This is a genomic window from Chitinophaga sp. S165 (assembly GCF_003182155.1).
Taxonomy (GTDB): Bacteria; Bacteroidota; Bacteroidia; order Chitinophagales; family Chitinophagaceae; genus Chitinophaga.
Genome location: NZ_QGTG01000011.1, coordinates 39,307 through 59,236 on the forward strand (window position 1 = coordinate 39,307; position 19,930 = coordinate 59,236).

General features: G+C 47.7%; 9 protein-coding genes. 8 read left to right on the forward strand and 1 reads right to left on the reverse strand.

The window, feature by feature from the left end; translation table 11 throughout:
* Positions 1-13: 13 nt before the first annotated feature.
* The 5 genes from C7475_RS28810 to C7475_RS28835 are packed head-to-tail and all read left to right on the forward strand — an operon-like array spanning position 14 to position 16,385.
* Complete coding sequence (locus tag C7475_RS28810) at positions 14-11,875, forward strand: non-ribosomal peptide synthetase (protein ID WP_110056900.1); 11,862 nt, start codon at positions 14-16, stop codon at positions 11,873-11,875.
* Positions 11,872-13,494, forward strand: coding sequence for a cyclic peptide export ABC transporter (locus tag C7475_RS28815; protein ID WP_110056901.1), 1,623 nt, complete (start codon positions 11,872-11,874; stop codon positions 13,492-13,494). Before C7475_RS28810 ends, C7475_RS28815 begins: the two co-directional genes overlap by 4 nt.
* Before the next feature lie 6 nt (positions 13,495-13,500).
* Positions 13,501-15,102 carry an MBL fold metallo-hydrolase gene (locus tag C7475_RS28820; protein ID WP_110056902.1) on the forward strand — a complete coding sequence of 534 codons (1,602 nt, stop codon included), beginning with the start codon at positions 13,501-13,503 and terminating at the stop codon, positions 15,100-15,102.
* A gap of 19 nt (positions 15,103-15,121) precedes the next feature.
* Positions 15,122-16,048 carry a hypothetical protein gene (locus C7475_RS28830; protein ID WP_158286646.1) on the forward strand — a complete coding sequence of 309 codons (927 nt, stop codon included), beginning with the start codon at positions 15,122-15,124 and terminating at the stop codon, positions 16,046-16,048.
* A gap of 16 nt (positions 16,049-16,064) precedes the next feature.
* Positions 16,065-16,385: a hypothetical protein gene (locus C7475_RS28835; protein WP_110056905.1), complete on the forward strand. Its 321-nt coding sequence runs from the start codon at positions 16,065-16,067 to the stop codon at positions 16,383-16,385.
* Here the strand turns inward: C7475_RS28835 and C7475_RS28840 are convergent, their stop codons facing one another.
* Complete coding sequence (locus C7475_RS28840; RefSeq protein WP_110056906.1) at positions 16,386-17,345, reverse strand: glycoside hydrolase family 43 protein; 960 nt, start codon at positions 17,343-17,345, stop codon at positions 16,386-16,388. It lies immediately after the preceding gene.
* A gap of 158 nt (positions 17,346-17,503) precedes the next feature.
* On the opposite strand from C7475_RS28840, the gene C7475_RS28845 reads away from it, so the two are divergent.
* The 3 genes from C7475_RS28845 to C7475_RS28855 all read left to right on the forward strand — a co-directional run bounded on the left by C7475_RS28845 (position 17,504) and on the right by C7475_RS28855 (position 19,905).
* Complete coding sequence (locus C7475_RS28845) at positions 17,504-18,271, forward strand: SDR family NAD(P)-dependent oxidoreductase (protein WP_110056907.1); 768 nt, start codon at positions 17,504-17,506, stop codon at positions 18,269-18,271.
* Between the two features lie 85 nt (positions 18,272-18,356).
* Complete coding sequence (locus C7475_RS28850; RefSeq protein WP_110056908.1) at positions 18,357-18,950, forward strand: Crp/Fnr family transcriptional regulator; 594 nt, start codon at positions 18,357-18,359, stop codon at positions 18,948-18,950.
* A 199-nt stretch (positions 18,951-19,149) separates the two neighbouring features.
* Complete coding sequence (locus tag C7475_RS28855; RefSeq protein WP_110056909.1) at positions 19,150-19,905, forward strand: hypothetical protein; 756 nt, start codon at positions 19,150-19,152, stop codon at positions 19,903-19,905.
* Positions 19,906-19,930 lie beyond the last annotated feature (25 nt).

Consider the following 19,930-nt stretch of genomic DNA (forward strand, 5'->3'; position numbering starts at 1 on the left):
AAAAGACGTGCTGATGTACCCGCAGCTGAAACAGCTCAGTGAACGCATCCGCCGTAGTGAGCGTGAAGTGAGCCAGGGCTTGGTAGAAGGACCTGTGCAGCTGGGCGCTATCCAGCACGCGTTTTTTGAACACGGCTACAAACATCCGGGTCACTATAACCAGGCCGTCCTGCTGGAAAGTTTGCAACCGTTAGAGGAGTCGACACTGCGTGCCTTACTATCTCGTATCATCGCTCATCACGATGCCCTGCGCATGGTGTACCGTATGGATGCAGACGGTAACTGGCAGCAGCACAACCTGGGGCTTGAACAGGAATATGGCCTGCATGTGTATGATCTGCGCGGCGTAGCCGATTGGGATAAACAGATGCTGGTCGCATGTAATCAGATCCAGTCCGGCATAGACCTGCAAACAGGTCCCTTGTTGCAGGTGGGCTTGTTCATCTTTGAAGATGTAAGCCGGATCTTGCTGGCCGCCCATCACCTTGTCATAGATGGTGTATCGTGGCGGATCCTTTTTGAAGACCTGTCGATTCTGATGGGACAGCATCAACGTGGAGAAGCATTGCAGTTGCCACGCAAAAGCGATTCTTTCCAATACTGGCAGGAACAGGTTCGTCACTACAGCAACAGTGAAGAGTTGAAGCAAGAGCATGCTTACTGGTCTTCGCTCGAGCAGCGTTCCATAGATGCTATTCCTGTAGATCATCCTGGCGGTAGTAACCTTTACCGCGATGAACGCAGTGAGCATTATGTATTGAGCGAAACATTAACACAACAATTGCAGGGCGGTTGTCACCAGGTATATGGCACCGATATCAACGACCTGTTGTTATGTGCATTGGGACTCAGCTTTAAAGACGTATTCGGGGTGCGTAACTTGCTGATAAGACAGGAAGGTCATGGCCGCGAACAGTTAGGTACATCTGAAGTGGATGTAACCCGTACTGTCGGATGGTTTACAAGCGTATACCCTGTTTTGCTTAACATGGGAGAAGGCAGCGAACAGGATGTATTGGCCAGCCTCGTAAGGGTCAAAGAACAGTTGCATCGTGTACCAAATAAAGGCGTTGGTTATGGCATCCTGCGTTATATAAGCCCCGCTGAAGTGCGAGATGAGCAATCTTACCGCCATGAACCGGAAGTGACATTTAATTACCTGGGCGATTTTGGAGTAGGTGTAGAGGACAAAGAAGGAGAACGTTACTTTACATATTCAGGGCGCAATAGTGGCAATGCCGTCAATGAGGAAGAAGAGCGGGAAGAATTATTGAGTGTACAAGGCATAGTAGCAGGAGGCCGTTTACGGATCACAGTATCTTATAGCGGTTTACAATACGATACATCAACCATCCGGCGCTTGCTGGAGAGCTACAGCCGTCATCTGGAAGCGGTTATTGACCGATTATCGAAAGAGGAGGGCCGTTATAAAACACCGGTAGACCTCACTTACAAGGGACTGACCATAGCAGAATTGTCTGAGCTGGAACGCTCCGGCGTAATAGAAGATGTGTACGAGCTTACGCCCCTGCAACAGGGCATGTACTATCACTGGTTGTCTTCCCCTTCATCAACCGCCTATTTTGAACAGATCATCTACCGGATAGAAGGAGAACTTGATCGTGCCTCACTCGAATATGGATATAAGCAGATAGTAGCGCGGCATGCAATATTGCGCACGAGCTTTACAGACCTGTATGGAAATGTAGCGTTGCAGATAGTGCGCAAGGAAGCTACACCTGCTTTTACATTCCTTGATCTGAGAACAGACAGCAACTTCGACCTGAAAGCATTCGCCGCGCAGGATCGCAGCAAGGGCTTCAATCTCGAGGAAGGAAGCCAGATGCGGTTAGCAGTACTGCAAACCGGTGAAAGAGAATATACATTCTTGTGGAGCCATCACCATATCCTGATGGACGGATGGTGTACTGGGATCATCATAAGAGAATTTTACCAGCTCTATTATGGTCACCGGCAGGGCCGCATGCCGGTATTGCCAACTGTAGCACCCTACAGTCAATACATACGCTGGCTGCAGAATACAGATCACCGGAATTCACTGGATTACTGGAAGCATCTTCTCAACGATTATAATACGGCCGCCCGCTTTCCTGCAAATCCTGTCTCCCGGACAACAGCGAAAGAGAAATGGTATAAAGAAAAGGACATCGTTATAGATGCAGCTCTTTTGAAACAGCTTCGCAGCTTATGTGCTGAACTGGCTATTACGGAGAATACCTTTATACAGGCCGCATGGGGCGTTTTACTCAGTAAGTATAACAACACAAAAGATGTAGTGTACGGAGCCGTAGTATCAGGCCGCCCCGGCGAATTGGCAGGAGTGGAAGACATGGTTGGTCTGTTTATTAACACCATTCCTGTAAGAATTAAATACGACGACGATACTTCAGTTTCCGGACTGCTGCGGCAGGTTCAACTCGATAGTATAAACGGGTTGTCCCATCACCATGTACAGCTGGCGGAAATTCAGTCACAGAGCGATCTGGGACGTAATCTGATCGACCATATCCTTGTATTTGAGAATTACCCCGTGCAGGATATGGTACGGAAAGAAATGGAAGAGCGTTTCGAACTGAAAATAAAGAATACGGATTTCTTTGGCAGCAACAGCTACGATCTGACAGTACTGATCGTATCAGATGCCATCATGAAGATCCAGCTGAAATACGATACAGGTTTATACTCAGATCCGTTCATGGAGCACCTTGCAGCTAATCTCTGCGAAACATTGTCCTGGATGCTAAACCATAGCAATGAACTGATCTCAGATGCCCGCTATTTGAATGACAGTGAGCATAATGAACTGCTGTCTTTCGAACACGCAGCATATAAAGGAGAGGCACTGAATGTAGTGAGCCGGTTTGAAAATATTGTTAAACAGGTTCCGGGTAACCGGGCAGTTATAGCCGGAAACGGTACCCTGACATATGATGAACTGAATAACCTTGCAAATCAGTTATCTGCTTATCTCATACAACAACAGGGCGTTAAGAATGGTGATGTCATCGGCATCAAACTGGATCGCGCAGATAAGTGGCTGATTGTGGCTATGCTGGCAATACTGAAATCTGCCGCAGCATTTTTACCGCTGGATGGTGATGAAGACAATGCACGTTTCAATGCCATTGTAGAAGATGCTGGCTGTAAGGTGATCATTAATCCTGCGCTGATAACAGCATTTGAAAATGATCTGGAAGTGTATCCGGTAGAGAACCGGGAACTGCCTGTAACAGGAGCCGATATCTGTTATGTTATTTACACATCGGGTACTACAGGAAAGCCGAAGGGAGTGATGATCCATCATCGTGCGGTGTTAAATTACCTGGAAGGTATCGTTGGCGTAAGCGGTATAGGTATGAACGATAGCTCGGTGATCACTTCCAGCTACGCATTTGATCTCATTTACACCAGCTTGTTCAGTACAATATTCAATGGGGGTGCTATCCACCTCATTCCGGAAGATGTTGTTAAGACGCCGGTACAGCTGGCCAATTATATCATAAAGGAAGGTGTAACATTCCTGAAGATGACACCTACTTTGTTCAACATATTGGCTAACTATAGCGACATTGCCGAACTGCTGGGAACATCGTCCATCCGGCTGATTTTCCTGGGCGGAGAGCCTCCGCTGCCATCTAACATTAAGCTGGTCCGCCGTTACCCGCATATCCGTTTATTCAACCATTACGGACCTACAGAAACGACGATCGGAGCGTGTGTGCATGAAATTACAGATGATAATCTGGCTGGTTTCTTGGCTCGCCCTGTTGTCGGAAAGCCCCTGGCCAATAACTATGTTTATATCCTTGATAAAAACTACCAGATGCTCCCGACCGGAGCTGTAGGAGAGATCTGCATAGGAGGGGAAGGTGTGTCATCAGGTTACCTGCACCGGCTGGAACTGACCGCTGCAAAGTTCAGAGAGGATGCATGGAAGCCCGGACAACGGATCTATTGTACCGGCGATCTTGGACGTCGCCTGGAAGACGGTACGATCATGTTCCTGGGTCGTATGGATGATCAGGTGAAGATCCGCGGGTATCGCGTGGAGCTTGGAGAAGTGGAAGAAGCAATGCGCAGCATTAAAGAAGTGGAAGAAGCAAAAGTGATAGTCCGTAAATATGACTTCGGTGAACAGGAGCTGGTCGCCTATTGGATAGGTGATGAAACATTAAGCGGCATGTCCTTGCGGAACGAATTAAGCCGCAGCCTGCCTTCCTATATGATCCCAGCTTACTTCGTACACCTGGAAAGCTTCCCTGTTACCGGAAACGGAAAACTGGACTATTCGGCCCTGCCGCAACCTTCCGATGAGGATTGGTATGGCCAGGAATATATAGCTCCGGTAGAAGACCGTGAACAGGTCTTGATAAACATCTGTGAGGAAGTATTGCGCCGCCGTCCTATCGGTATGCTGGACGACTTCTTTGCATTGGGTGGAGATTCCATCAAATCGATCCAGGTAGTGTCCCGCCTCCGTCAGCATGGATATTACCTGTCAGTGAAAGACGTGCTGATGTACCCGCAGCTGAAACAGCTCAGTGAACGCATCCGCCGTAGTGAGCGTGAAGTGAGCCAGGGTGTGGTAGAAGGACCTGTGCAGCTGGGCGCCATCCAGCACGCGTTTTTTGAGCACGGCTACAAACATCCGGGTCACTATAACCAGGCCGTCCTGCTGGAAAGCCTGCAACCATTAGATGAGTCAACACTGCGTGCCTTACTATCTCGTATCATCGCTCATCACGATGCCCTGCGCATGGTGTACCGTATGGATGCAGACGGTAACTGGCAGCAGCACAACCTGGGGCTTGAACAGGAATATGGCCTGCATGTGTATGATCTGCGCGGCGTAGCCGATTGGGATAAACAGATGCTGGCCGCATGTAATCAGATCCAGTCCGGCATAGACCTGCAAACAGGTCCCTTGTTGCAGGTGGGCTTGTTCATCTTCGAAGATGTAAGCCGGATCTTACTGGCCGCCCATCACCTTGTCATAGATGGTGTATCGTGGCGGATCCTTTTTGAAGACCTGTCAATTCTGATGGGACAGCATCAACGTGGAGAAGCATTGCAGTTGCCACGCAAAAGCGATTCTTTCCAATACTGGCAGGAACAGGTTCGTCATTACAGCAACAGTGAAGAGTTGAAGCAGGAGCATGCTTACTGGTCTTTGCTTGAGCAGCGTTCCATAGATGCCATTCCTGTTGATCATCCTGGTAGTAGTAATCTTTACCGCGATGAACGCAGTGAGCACTATGTATTGAGTGAAACATTAACACAACAATTGCAGGGCAGTTGTCACCAGGTATATAATACCGATATTAACGACCTGTTGTTATGTGCATTGGGACTCAGCTTTAAAGACGTATTCGGGGTGCGCGACCTGCTGATAAGACAGGAGGGGCACGGCCGCGAACAGTTAGGCGCATCAGAAGTGGATGTAACCCGTACCGTCGGATGGTTTACAAGTGTATACCCTGTCCTGCTTGAAATGGGAGAAGGCCACGAACAGGATGTATTGACCAGTCTTGTCAGGGTCAAAGAACAATTACATCGTGTACCGAATAAAGGTGTTGGTTATGGTATCCTGCGTTATATAAGCCCCGCAGATGTACGTGGGGAGCAATCTTATCACCATGAGCCGGAAGTGACATTTAATTACCTGGGCGATTTCGGAGTAGGTATAGAGGACAAAGAGGGAGAACGTTACTTCACATATGCAGCACAAGGTGGTGGCAATACAATCAATGATCAGGAAGAACGGTCGGAATTATTGAGCGTACAAGGTATAGTAACAGGAGGCCGTTTACGGATCACAGTATCTTATAGCGGTTTACAGTACGATAGATCAACCATCCAACGCTTGCTGGAGAGCTATGGCGGTCATCTGGAAGCAGTTATTGACCGTTTGTCGAAAGAGGAAGGCCGTTATAAAACACCGGTAGACCTCACCTACAAGGGACTGACTATAGCAGAGCTGTCTGAACTGGAGCGTTCGGGTGCAATAGAAGATGTGTACGAGCTTACACCCCTGCAACAGGGCATGTACTATCACTGGTTGTCTTCCCCTTCATCAAGCGCCTATTTTGAACAGATAGCGTACCAGATCAAAGGTGAACTGGATGTAAAGGCATTGGAAGATGCATATTATTTCATTATCGCACGTCATGCTATTCTCCGCACAGGCTTTACATACGATTATGGAGTGCCTTTACAGGTCGTAAGGAAAAACGTGCACACAGGCTTCGTATACCGGGATGTAAGTGCCGAAAAAGGATTTTCAGTAGCCGCTTTTGTATCAGCCGATAGGATGGCAGGCTTCGATCTCAATGGCCATTCCCAGATGCGGCTTACGGTGATAAAAACAGGCGCAGGTGAATACAATTTCAGCTGGTGTAATCATCATATCGTGATGGACGGATGGTGCAGCGGTATTATTATTAACGAGTTCTATCAGGTATATAACTATTTCTCCAGCGGTAAAACACCCGTTCTTGACAAAGTATATCCATATGCATCTTATGTTCGCTGGTTGTCGCGCGTAAACCCCGATGTGTCGCTGAATTACTGGAATAACTATTTGTCTGGTTATTCTTCCGTTGCATCAGTACCTGCTGCAAAAACAGGAAAGTCAGTGACAGGCAGGGAAATGAAGAACAAGAGCACCATATTAAGCCCGTCAGATGTAAGCAGGATAAGAACGCTCTGCAGCGAAATGGGAATTACGGAAAACTCTTTCTTCCAGACTGCCTGGGGCATCTTGTTAGGCAGATACAATAATACACGTGATGTTGTATTCGGTGGTGTAGTATCAGGCCGGCCTGCAGAACTGGAAGGCGTGGAAAGGATCGTAGGTTTGTTCATCAATACGGTGCCCCTGCGACTAAAATATGAAGCTGATACGCCGGTTTCCGTATTGCTGAAAGACATGCAGGCGGCTAATATCGAGGGAATGGGCCATCACTACATTCAGCTGGCGCAGATCCAATCCCGTCACGAATTAGGTGCAGCACTGTTTGATCACGTTTTCATTTTTGAGAACTATCCTGTCGAAGAGATGGTGGAAGCCGCCGGAAAGGAACAGGGAACATCCATCAATATTTTATCGACTGAGGTATTTGCAGAAAATAATTATCCGTTCAGTATCGTGATCTTACCCGGACAACAGGTAGAAGTGAGGTTTATGTATGATGCGGGCAAATATACAGATACTTCCATTGAACGGCTGTGCGGGCACTTCCTGGAATTGGTCGGCAACATGATCGCCGATCCGCTGCAGAAGGTGTCAGGGCTCAGCTATATTCCGCTTGCCGAAAGACGGCAACTGTGGAACGATTCCAATGGCCCCGAAATTACCTATCCGGTCAATAAAACCTTACCGCAGCTGTTCACAGAACAGGCAGTAAGAAGAGCAGATCATCCTGCGGTAGTATTCCGCGACCATACGCTCACATATGCAGAATTGGATCGTCTGTCGGATCATCTGGCTTGTTATCTCTCATCATATTGTGGGCTCCGGCCGGGAGATGTAGCAGGCATGAAACTGAAAAGAAGCGAGTGGGCCGTTGTATCAATACTGGGTATAATGAAAGCAGGCTGTGTATACGTCCCGATCGATGTGGCTTACCCAGCCGACAGGATCGCCTACATGGAAGATGACAGTGCCTGCCGCGTTATATTGGATGAAACATTCATCAGCCAGTTCAGGAACTGGTCTGCTGCCAACCCTGATGCCCGGAAAAATGAGGTACCGTCAACGGCTGCGGATCTCGCCTATATCCTTTATACCTCCGGTTCTACCGGCATGCCTAAAGGCGTCATGCTGGAACATGGTACAGTGATCAACACCCTGTACAATATACGTGACATCGTAGGCGTGACCGAAGAAGACAAAGGACTTGAATTCTCTTCGCTTTCTTTCGACTCCTCCATTGCAGAGATCTTCATGGTGCTGCTGTCAGGTGCAACCCTGCATGTGATAGATGAAGAGGTGAAGAGCGATCCTTTAAAGCTCCGGGATTATATCAGGCGGCATCAGGTCTCTTTAGCATCCCTGCCGCCCGTTTACCTGAAGGTGATGGACATCGCAGAGGAAGACGGCTTAAGGAAATTGATCAGCATGGGAGAGGCTGCCGTGAAGAGTGTAGCGCAACGCTTCAGCCAGTTCGGCCGCTTCTTCAACGGTTATGGTCCTACTGAAGGAAGTATTGCAGTCTCTATGCACTATATGCCCGCCGAAGCCATTACGGAAGATCTGGACATTATCCCTATCGGTAAAGCATTTGGTAACGCAGAGATGCTGTTGCTCGATGATGCCCTGGAACTTGTGCCGGTAGGAGTTATTGGTGAGATATGTATCGGTGGTACAGGCGTATCAAGAGGATACCTCAACAAGCCCGGTCTCACAGCAGAGAAATTTATTTCGCATCCTTACAGGTCCGGAAAACGTTTATACCGTACCGGTGACCTGGGCCGCCGGAAGGAAGACGGAAACATAGAGTTCATCGGCCGGAAAGACGATCAGGTGAAACTCCGTGGTCAGCGTATCGAATTAGGGGAGATAGAAAAAGTATTATGCGCATACGAGAACATTACCGATGCCCTCGTCGTACTAAAAGAACAGCCGGAAGGAGACAAATACCTCGCTGCTTATGTTGTAAACCCGCCAACGGAGAAACGTGTATCTGTACAGGCGCTCCGCGACTACCTGTCAGGTAAGCTGCCCGTTTATATGGTGCCCGCAGCGTTCTCTGTACTCGATAGTTTCCCACTCACCCCGAATGGAAAGATAGACCGTAAGGGCTTACCGGAACCACAGGAAGGAGATACCGCCGGTCAGACAGCGTATGTACCTCCCCGCACAGAACAGGAACGTTTGCTGGTGGAAACTTGTGAAGATATCCTGCGACATAGTGGTATAGGCATGCTCGACGACTTTTTCGCCCTCGGAGGCGACTCTATAAAATCAATTCAGCTCGTATCCCGCATGCGGCAGCAGGGTTATCACCTGCAGGTGGGAGATGTGCTGGACTATCCTTTACTGGAAGAGATGTCCAGGAAGATCAAAAAAGGCGTTCGTGCTATTCCCCAGGGACCGGTAACAGGAGATGTGTTGCCCGGCCCTATCCAGCTGGCCTATCTGCTAAGTGACCAACCTGATAAGCATTACTACAATCAGGCGGTACTGCTGCGTAGCAGCGAACGGCTCGACGTAGAGATCCTCCAGGCCATCTTTGCCATTATTGTCAGCCACCATGATGCATTGCGGATGGTATTCCGCTACAATGAAAATAAATGGGGCCAGCATAACCTGGGACTTGATCAGAGATATGGTATGACCGTCAGAGACCTCCGCCAGCAGGCCGATTGGCGCGCGCAGATGGAACAGCATTGCGTAGCTGTACAATCCGGCATCTCATTGTCCGATGGCCCCTTGTTCCATGCATGCGTGTTCCAATGCCCTGATGAAGACAGGCTCCTGCTCGTTGCACACCACCTGGTAGTGGACGGAGTATCCTGGCGTATCCTGCTTGAAGACCTGGGTACCTTGTATGAACAAGGCATTGCCGGTCAGCCAATGAAACTGCCGCAAAAGACCGACTCACTGCAATACTGGATGGAACAACAGCACCGGTACGCTTCATCACCCGCCCTGCTGGCAGAAGTGCCGTATTGGAAAGCAATAACCGGCCAGGCTTTGCCTTCCTTCCCGGTAGATGATGCTACCGGTAGCAACAGCTTTTCAGACGAAAATACCGTGTCCTTTGTGCTGGGTAAGGAAGATACCACCATGTTGCAAACACGCTGTTATCAGGCTTATAATACCGAAATAAACGATATCCTGCTCACCGTACTGGGACTGGCAGTGAAACAATCGCTGGGAACAGACCGCTTCCTGGTGCAGCTCGAAGGCCATGGCCGTGAGCATATAGGCGCCGATATAGACGTTACACGTACCGTGGGATGGTTCACCAGCGTATATCCGGTACTAATGGATTACTCAGCGCAACACACTGCCGTGCGTCACCTCATAGAAACCAAAGAACGCCTGCATCGTATCCCTAACAAAGGGATCGGCTTCGGCATTCTGCGGCATCTTAGCCCCGCGTCGCTGCACGGTGGTCTTACCTATAGCGTAGCACCGGCAATAACGTTCAACTACCTCGGCGACTTTAACAGCGGAACAGGCAGCCGTACAGATAAGGCTGACCCGAGATTCAAACTTTCCGGAGAAGCACATGGCAGCGCTGTCAGCGACCAGCAACATAGAGATACCCTTCTCGCTGTAAGTGGTATTATCGTTAACGGCGAGCTGCGGATCTCCGTTTCATATAGCAGTAAACAGTATCTTAAGCCTACCGTTGACAAGCTGCTCAATACTTACCGACAGGTATTGCAGGATCTCATACCGGTGCTTACACAAGCTCAAAAGCAACTTACGCCGGTCGATCTTACTTACACCGGCCTCCGGATAGATGAGTTGTCTGCCCTCACAAGTCGTTCTGAAATAGAGGACGTCTACCAGTTGACGCCATTCCAGCACGACCTTTTCCAGTTGTGGAAGAATAAGACGGCGCCCGAAGTATACTTCCTGCAACTCAATTATGACATCAGGGGTAATCTGGACAAAGAGCTGCTGCAACAAAGCTATCATTACGTTGTAGCCGGAAATGCCAATCTGCGTACAACATTCACAGACGATTTCGGAGTGCCCCTGCAGGTAGTGCATAGATCTATACCCGGCGGTTTCCACTATGAGGATGTAAGAGATAATGACGATTTCGTGCTGGAAGACTTTTTGAAGAAAGACCGGAACGCCGGGATCGATATTAAAAACAGCTCGCCCGTTCGCCTCAATATCTTCCGGACAGGAGAAGACGCATACCACTTTGTATGGAGTAAACATCACATCATTATAGACGGATGGTGCGGAAGTATCCTGGTAAAAGAGTTTTACAATGCCTATGCCAGGTTGACAAAAGGACAGCAGCTGTTGCCCGGAAAGCAACACCTCTATTCCGGATATCTCAAATGGTTGTCCGAAAGAGATGAAGCCGCAGAGATCTCTTACTGGACAGATTATATCAATGGATACCGGAACCCGGTTAAAGGCCGCTGGAAAATAACAGACGCTCCCGGAGCATACGAAGAGCAGGAAGCCCACCTTCTTACAAGTACAGACCTTGCACAGAAGGTGAAGGAAAGATGTGCAGAGTTAGGGATAACGGAAAATGTAATGCTGCAAACTATCTGGGGCCTCTTGCTCACAAAACTGCGTGGTACGGACGATATCGTGTTTGGCGCCATTGTATCAGGCCGTCCCGATAGCCTGGAAGGTATAGAAACAATGCTGGGAGCTTTTATCAATACTATTCCTGTAAGGATAAGCTATGATCAGTCTCCGCTGTCCGCCTTCATGAAAAAAGTGCACAGGAATAATATAGCAGCTACCCGGTATCATCATGTCGACCTCGATAAACTCGAAAAGCAATGCGGCTATAACCAGCCGTTGGTGGATAATCTTTTTGTGTTTGAGAACTATCCGGTGCAGGACCTGGTAGAAGAAAAGATCCGGAAAGAAGGAGAGGACCTGCATATGGAAGTACGGTCCACAGAACTCTTCGAAGTGAACCGCTATCCGCTTTCACTCATTATTTTCTCATCCCGCACCATTTTTATCAAATTCAAATACAAAACGACAGTGAAACCGGAACTGGTGTCACTTTTCATCACTTACTTCGAAAAAATGATCGCAGCCGTTGCTGATGATCCGTTCCAACAAGCCAAAGATTACACCTGCTTACAGGAATTTGAAATGGCGCTGAATGAAATAACACAAACAACAGGTATATGACAGGCGATTTGTTCAAGATCCTTAAGATGCGCGATTACCTTCGCTTCCTCCTGCTGAATATTTTGGTAGGAGGAGTGAACTTCGCATTCCTTTCCTTTATTAACTTCCTGATGAACCGGACAGTGTTGGGAGAAATGCGGGAGATCAACTTCACCTATATAGGTGCTTTTGTTGTAATTATTGCTGTCTTCCTGCTTTCCCGTAGAGCATTGTCGTTACAGATCATCCGCTTCTCTCAGCATTTCTTCTGGTCCCTGAGAAAGGAAATACTGCAGCTCATCGCAAATGCGAAGTATGGAGAGATGAGTACACAGAAAGACAAAATAACGGCCGCTTTGGTAGGTGATGTGAATGTGCTCTCCGCCGCCTCCGTCACCCTGATCTATTTCTCAAGTTCCTTGGTGGTTACCGTATTCTGTCTGATCTATCTTGCCGGTATATCCTGGATCTTATTTGCTATCACCATTTGCGTAATAGTAGCTGGAGCAATGATCTACCTGTCCCGTAACAAATACTACAGCGCATTGCTGAAGCTGGCCAGGCAACGGGAGAACGAGTTTGTATCCTATTTCAATATGATGATGGGAGGTCACAAGGAAATACTCATTAACAGGGCCAAAGGGAAGGATATTTATGACCGTAAGATCGTTCCGGTCGCAGAACTGGCCACCGAACAAAATACCATCGCCCTTAACGGATATCTCAATAACCAGATCATAGGACGCACCTTGTTGTATTGCCTTATAGGTATCATCTTGCTGCTGGTTGCAGTTATCTTTAAACTTCCTTCTACAGCTGTGGTGAACTACCTCGTTGTACTTTTATTCCTGCGTGTGGAGATCGAAAATATCATGAGCAGCTTTCCGGCAATTGTACAGGGTAAGGTGGCTGCTGAACGGGTCATGCAACTGAAGAATGACCTCGCCCCCCTGTATGCCCGGAATTTACCTGCTGATCCGGATGCCGCTGTAATGGAATTTGAAAGCCTCTCACTACGGGGAGTGGAATTCTCTTATAATGGAGGTTTTAAGGTAGGTCCCGTAAACCTCGATGTGAACAAAGGCGATATCATTTTCATCTACGGCGGCAATGGCAGCGGTAAGACAACACTGATGTTCCTGCTGCTGGGACTATTGGGCAGATCGGCCGGTACCACATCCGTTAACGGACAATGTTTAAAAGACGATGAATACGAAAGTTTCCTGCGTTTATACGCCGTCGTATTCAGCGATTTCTATTTGTTCGATGAATTCTACGGCATCAATGACCTGGATGAAGAAAAATTGTCACGCTACCTGCACCTGTTTCAAATGGAATCGAAAGTCAGCTTCCAGAAAAACAAGTACTCTGCTACGAACCTGTCCACAGGACAGCGTAAGCGACTGGCTATTATTGCGGCGTTAATGGAAGGCAGGCAGATCCTTTTGCTGGATGAATGGGCCGCCGACCAGGACCCATTTTTCAGAAAGAAATTTTATACACAGATCCTTCCAGCATTAAAAGAAGAGGGAATTACAATAGTGGCAATTACCCACGACGATAAATATTATTCCTGTGCTGACCGGATCTACAAAATGGAGGAAGGAAGATTAAGCCACGAGATCCTGCAAAAAAAATAAAAGAATATGAGCCCTGAGAAATATTACCTTAAGCCTAATGTAGTAATTGAACCGATGGTAGACAGATGGTATGCATGGAGTCATTTGATCTCTCCTGCAACAGCTGCGATGAATATCGTAGGCCGGCACCTGTCAATTATGGAGTCATATGTTATGGCCCCCGAGATCCACGCAGAAGCCGTACTGAACCCGCAGATGAAAGGCGGTCCTTTTATGGACCTGGCCGGGAACAGGGCAGAAGAAGTAGCTGCGCTGAAAGACAGTACACTGGCTAAACGTCATAATATGGTGCGTTTCGCACAGGCGGTTAAGGAACTGGACGACCTGCTGCGCAATGAAGCCAAAGGGTTCGCGCTGGAACAGCTGTATAAAAAAGTACCCGATATCCTGAAAGGATATGTAGAGTTATTCTATGACCGTAATAACAATCCTGACTTCCGCTTCTTTGAAGCATTGCTGTACGAAAGTGAATTCTACGACAAGAGCGCGCAAAGTATCGCCTTATGGGTAACCGACAACGATCACAGGCCCTTTTGTCTCAGCACACCGCGCCTGGAAGAAAAAGATGTATTGCTGCTGGATCTTCCCCTCGCAGACCCGGCCATCGATGAACTGGCCCGGATGAAGAAAACACCGCAGACGATTGAATACATCGCAGATCTTTTAAAAATACCTGCCGCTAAGATGGACCTGTTCCACAGCTTTTTTACAACTGAAGCCTTGCCGGAATATAGTCGCTACCAGGGCGATAAGATCCGCATGCGGTATTTTGGACATGCCTGTATCCTGATCGAAACAAAAGACATCAGCATCCTGGTAGATCCCTTGATCAGCTATTATGGGTATCAGTCAGACGTAGCTCACTATTCAGATATTGACCTGCCCGACACGATAGACTATGTCCTCATCACCCATAACCATCAGGATCATATCTTATTCGAAACGCTTTTGCCGCTCAGGCACCGTATAAAAAATATAATAGTACCCCGCACTTCAGGTGGGAAGCTGGAAGACCCGAGTCTGAAACTCATGTTCAATAGCATCGGGTTCAATAACGTAACGGAGATCGGCGAAATGGAAAACATCCGCTTTGCGGATGCCACTATTACCGGCCTTCCTTTTACAGGTGAGCACAGTGATCTGAACATAGCCACCAAAGCCTGCTTCAAGGTACAGATAGACGGGTTCAAGCTGCTCTTCATGGCCGATTCCCGCGTTGTTGAGCCGGCATTGTATGAGCATGTGAGTAAGATCACCGGACCCATTGACGTACTGTTCCTCGGCATGGAATGCGATGGGGCGCCATTGTCATGGTTATACGGACCTTTGCTGACAAAGAAGATCCAGAGAGAACAGGATGGCAGCAGACGCCTGTCAGGATCAGACTGTGCCAAAGGAATGTCCCTGGTGGAGATCTTTAAGCCGAAGGAGTTGTATGTTTATGCAATGGGACAGGAGCCCTGGCTTGAATTTATCAGCAGTATTAAATACACTGATGAGTCAAATCCTATTATTCAATCACAGAAACTAATAGATCTTTGTAAAGAAAAGGACATTATATCGGAACGTTTGTATGGAGAGAAAGAACTCTTCTACGAAAAGAATTGAATAATTAAAGATAGTTAGTATGAATTGTAAAAGAAGCATTGCACTGATTGTTCTTATGCTGATGTATCTCGCATCCTGGTCACAACAACGGCCGGTATACATTTACAGGAATGCTAAAGACAGCCTTCAGAATTTTTATACGGTGCGTCAGCCGGCAGATAAGGTAAAAGGAGCTATTGTCCTGATTAGTACAGGGCTGTCTGAAGCCGCGAAGAAAGCCGCCTACGAAAAAGGGGTCCTCTTAATGACAGCAGTGCTTACAGATAATGATCTCGACTTTCTGATGGATGACCTGTTACTGAAAAGACTGGATTCAATGATCAATGAAGCAGCCATAAAGTACCAGATCCCCGCCGGTAAAATAGTCATAGGCGGTATGTCGGCTGCAGGCGCTACAGCAGTCCGGTTCGCAGAGTATTGTGCGCGCAATGAAAGCGCTTTTAAGATCATGCCCGTGGCAGTATTTGCCGCCGACCCTCCCTTAGACTATGAGCGGCTCTACAATGAATCGGAAAGTTCTGTTCTCAGGAACTATAATGACGATGCCGTTACTGAAGGCAAACAACTGATGGCATTATTTAAAAGTAAACTGAAAGGTTCACCCGGGGAGAACAGGAATGCATATGAACGGGTATCCCCGTTCAGCCATACAAAGGAACACGGAGGGAACGCCGCTGTCCTTAAGGATATGCACGTGAGAATGTATTCCGAACCCGATATCAACTGGTGGATCAATAACCGTGGGAAAGATTTTTACGACATTAATGTATTGGATATCGCCGCTTTTATTAACCAGCTGAGATTACTCGGCAATAAAAATGCAGAATTAATAGCGACAGACAACAAAGGCTATAGAAAAGACGGAAGCAGACACCCGCATTCCTGGAGTATTGTCGATGACGTCGCACTGCTCGAATGGAGCATCCGTTTATTTGAAACCCGTTAATACCATTAACCCGCATATGAAAGTGTTTCCTACAGCTGCATCCGGAACAGTAATTCCGGGCATGGGAGCATTTGATGACGGCGATTACATCACACCCTTTATCCGGAAAGGATTTGACGACAGGATCTTTGATCATGTCGTCAAAACTAGCAAGGATGCTGCTGCGCTTGGAACAAAAGACCTGAAAGAGGCCGGTATCTTTTGCGGCCCTCAAACCGGCGGATTACTGGCAGCTGTAGTAGAACTTGTCCGGCAAGGCATACTCACAGGAGATATCGTTCTTATCTCCGGAGATGCAGGATGGAAGAATCTTGATAAGTTGTCGGTCGGGCATTAACTACTTTGTCTGCAACAGCCTGAACGAGGCCGTATCTGCTACCAGCACGTCCGGCCCTCCTTTCATTGGTTTGAACGCCAGTTTTAGTATGCCCGTCATACGCGGTGAAACCTGCTCTTCCGAGCGATGAGTATGCATGACATAGTGCATGCCGCCTTTTTTATCAGTGAATACATCACCATGACCTGTTCCATTATATCCGATGTTTTTCCGGCTGATGATAGGATTGCTCTCATATTTCTCCCAGGGGCCGAGTGGGGAAGAAGCTGTAGCATATCCCACCGCATAATCCTTATTGCGGAAATCATTCGCAGAATAGATCAGGTAATAAGTGTTCTTGTGCTTTAACACTGTAGGCCCTTCCGTTACAGGCCAGTCCGAATTGGCAGTATTTTCCCACGGTTCCATACCTGCAATGCATTCCTTTTCTGTTCCTGTAATTACATCCGACAGGTCAGGTTTCATTTCCGTTACAAAGATCCGGTTGCCTTGTTGCAACTTGACATGATAGAGATACACTTTTCCACCTTTATCAAAAAACAGGAACGGATCGATCTGTTTGCCGCTACCGCTGAGTGCAACGGGCTTCTCCTGCCTGAACGGTCCCGCAGGATCAGGCGCTTTGGCAATCGCTATTTGCTCGTTCGCGGTATATGCCATGTAATAAGCGCCTTTATACGAAATGATCTGCGGCGCCCAAAAACCACTGGTACCAAAAGACTCACCCTTAGTCAGTGCTAACCCGCCGGCGCTTTTTGTTGCAGGCTTCCAGGTTTCAAGGTCTTCAGATTCCAGGACAGGAAATCCCTGGTTACTCCCCGTTCCATATAAGTAATACTTCCCCTTGTCCTTAAATACCGTCGGATCAGCAAGGAATACGGGTAGCTGCTGCGCCATGCTTACGGATGTCATGCCGCCAGCGAACAATGCAATGCAAAAAGTTCTCTTCAGATTTTTCATAGTCATTAAAGATAATATAGCAGTCGCATACTTTCAGCAATAAATAGCGTGATTGCTTGTTGGCCTACCCGTGACATTTGTCACAGGTATTTTGTGTCATATATCCTTGTATCCAGGCCCCTGATTGACGCAACTTTGCCTTAGTAAAACTTACAGACATGAAACTAAAAGGCAAAGTAGCAGTAGTTACCGGTGGTAACAGCGGCATAGGGTTCGGCATTGCAGAAGCGCTTAAAAGCGAAGGCGCAGTAGGTAGTATAACAGGCAGGAATCAGGCAACGATCGACAGTTCTGTCAAAGAATTAGGTGCTGGCTTCATTGGCATCAAAGGAGATGTAACCAGTCTTGATGATCTGGAACAGGTATTTAAGAAAACATTTGACCAGTTTGGAAAAATTGATACCCTGGTGGTGAATGCCGGTGGCATCGTAGATGGTGTGCCATTTGCCGGCATTACCGACGTGACAGAAAAGAATTTTGACCAGTACATGGACCTGAATCTCAAGAGCACTTACTTTACAGTGCAGAAAGCGCTTCCATATATGAACAATGGAGCCTCTGTGATATTGATCGCTTCTAGCGCCGCGCATCGTGCAGCTCCGGGTATGACGGTATACAGTGCGGCCAAAGCAGCTGTAGTATCATTAGCTAAAGGCCTGTCCCTCGATCTGCTGGAAAGAAAGATCAGGGTAAATGCACTATCTCCAGGTTCGGTTGATACTCCGGTATTTGCTAAAGTGGTACCAAAGGAACAGGTTGAGCAGGTAAAGCAGATATGGAAAGATCTGACACCTGCAGGACGACAAGGCAGCCCGGCCGACATCGGAAAAGCAGCAGCATTCCTGGCATCGGATGATTCATCCTTCATACTAGGCAGTGAAATTCTGGCGGACGGCGGTCTGACAAATATCAGCCTGATGAAATAGAACATCTGTAAAGCAAAGCACCTTCACAAGCAAGCCGGTTGATATAGCCGTATTTTTGGATAACTTTGGCAAAAGTTGTTCAAAAATGTTTGATTCTTTAGCTGCCTACCTTGTCGAAAAAGGCGGCCTGACCAATGACGAGCTGAAACTGATAGGTGACCTGACAGTACCTAAGAGACTGCGCAAGCGACAGTATTTGTTGCAGGAGGGAAATGTGAGCAACTACATCAGCTTCATTGTTAAAGGATGCCTGCGCCTGTATCTGGTTAGTAAAGATGGTCAGGAGCATATCATGAGGTTTGGCGTTGAAAACTGGTGGATGAGTGACTACGAAAGTTTTCACTCCGGTCTTCCTTCTAAATATAACATCGATGCACTGGAAGATAGTGAGTTGTTGATGATCGATAAGAAGAATTACGATCTGTTGATGGAAACGGTCCCTGATTTTAAGCGAATGGTCGACAAGCTGGCCGCCAGAAACTACGAAGCGCACCAAAGCAGGATCCTTAGTAATATCAGTGAAACGGCAGAAGAGAAATATGAGAACTTCATAAAAACGTATCCTGCAATATTCGATCGTGTGCCCTTGCACATGGTGGCTTCTTTCCTGGGTTTGTCCAGGGAAACACTTAGCCGGGTGAGGCAACAGAATGCCAGGAAGCATGGAAACAATTCTTAAGGAAAACAGGCGCGACCTCGGGTTGAGCCTATATGAAATTAGAAACTGATAAAAAAGGAGGCTTCTGGCCTCCTTTTTTTATGGGATCAGGCATGTTTTTTTCCACATCAATCCTCATTGTCTGTGGATAATATCTGACTATTTATCCATTGATACCCATTGAATTATGTTAACTTTATGTAACTCAAAATAATCGCAGATGGCAAAACAAAATTCGCTTATCCCCTTTACCGGGAAGCTTGGTAACCTGATCGGTTATCAGCGTAATGGTAAATACTTCCTCCGCAGCATGCCCGAAGTTGTAAGGCAAACCGCAGCTACCCGCCGGGCAGCAAGACGCTTTGGCGTGGCCAGCAGGAAGGGAGCGCTGATCCGCAACACCTTTTACGATGACCTGGATATCCATTGTGACAGCGGTCATATCAATCGCCTGAACAAAATGCTTATCGCGGCCGCTGGCAATAATGCAGCAATGAAAGGCTTCCGGTTCAATCAGTACGCAGGAACAGATCGTTTCTTTACGGTAGCCCCCAGGCTTTTCAGGGACGGTACCCTGTACATTCCCCCGCAAACCATCGTGCTACACAAAAACATCACCAGCCTGGAAGTAAAAGTGATCGCAGCGTGTATCGACTTCGGCACCGGGTATGTTACCGGTACGGATACCTTTACATTGACGATAGACCCCGGTAAGCCTTTCCAGGGAACTAAAATCCCCCTGGATATAACCGGTAAGGGAACACTTATCATAACCTTGCAGGTGAGAGGCATGCAGCAGGATGGCCCCTCCGGTAACAGGCAATACCTGGCAGCCGATATTATCGCCGTACAGGAGCCGCAAATCCCGAAAGTCTCTAAAAAGCATACTTACCTTCAGCAGGTCATATCAGGGCCGGAAATCGCCTTAAACTGTCTAAATATGTATACTTATCAGCCCATGACCCAACGGGAATAAGTCATCCTTGCCGGAAAGCGATATT

What these genes read in the sequence shown, in the direction of transcription:
- C7475_RS28810 (WP_110056900.1), top strand. Translation starts at nt 14, where the DNA reads ATGTACCCGCAGCTGAAACAGCTCAGTGAACGCATCCGCCGTAGTGAG.
- C7475_RS28815 (WP_110056901.1), top strand. Translation starts at nt 11,872, where the DNA reads ATGACAGGCGATTTGTTCAAGATCCTTAAGATGCGCGATTACCTTCGC.
- C7475_RS28820 (WP_110056902.1), top strand. Translation starts at nt 13,501, where the DNA reads ATGAGCCCTGAGAAATATTACCTTAAGCCTAATGTAGTAATTGAACCG.
- C7475_RS28830 (WP_158286646.1), top strand. Translation starts at nt 15,122, where the DNA reads ATGAATTGTAAAAGAAGCATTGCACTGATTGTTCTTATGCTGATGTAT.
- C7475_RS28835 (WP_110056905.1), top strand. Translation starts at nt 16,065, where the DNA reads ATGAAAGTGTTTCCTACAGCTGCATCCGGAACAGTAATTCCGGGCATG.
- C7475_RS28840 (WP_110056906.1), bottom strand. Translation starts at nt 17,345, where the DNA reads ATGAAAAATCTGAAGAGAACTTTTTGCATTGCATTGTTCGCTGGCGGC.
- C7475_RS28845 (WP_110056907.1), top strand. Translation starts at nt 17,504, where the DNA reads ATGAAACTAAAAGGCAAAGTAGCAGTAGTTACCGGTGGTAACAGCGGC.
- C7475_RS28850 (WP_110056908.1), top strand. Translation starts at nt 18,357, where the DNA reads ATGTTTGATTCTTTAGCTGCCTACCTTGTCGAAAAAGGCGGCCTGACC.
- C7475_RS28855 (WP_110056909.1), top strand. Translation starts at nt 19,150, where the DNA reads ATGGCAAAACAAAATTCGCTTATCCCCTTTACCGGGAAGCTTGGTAAC.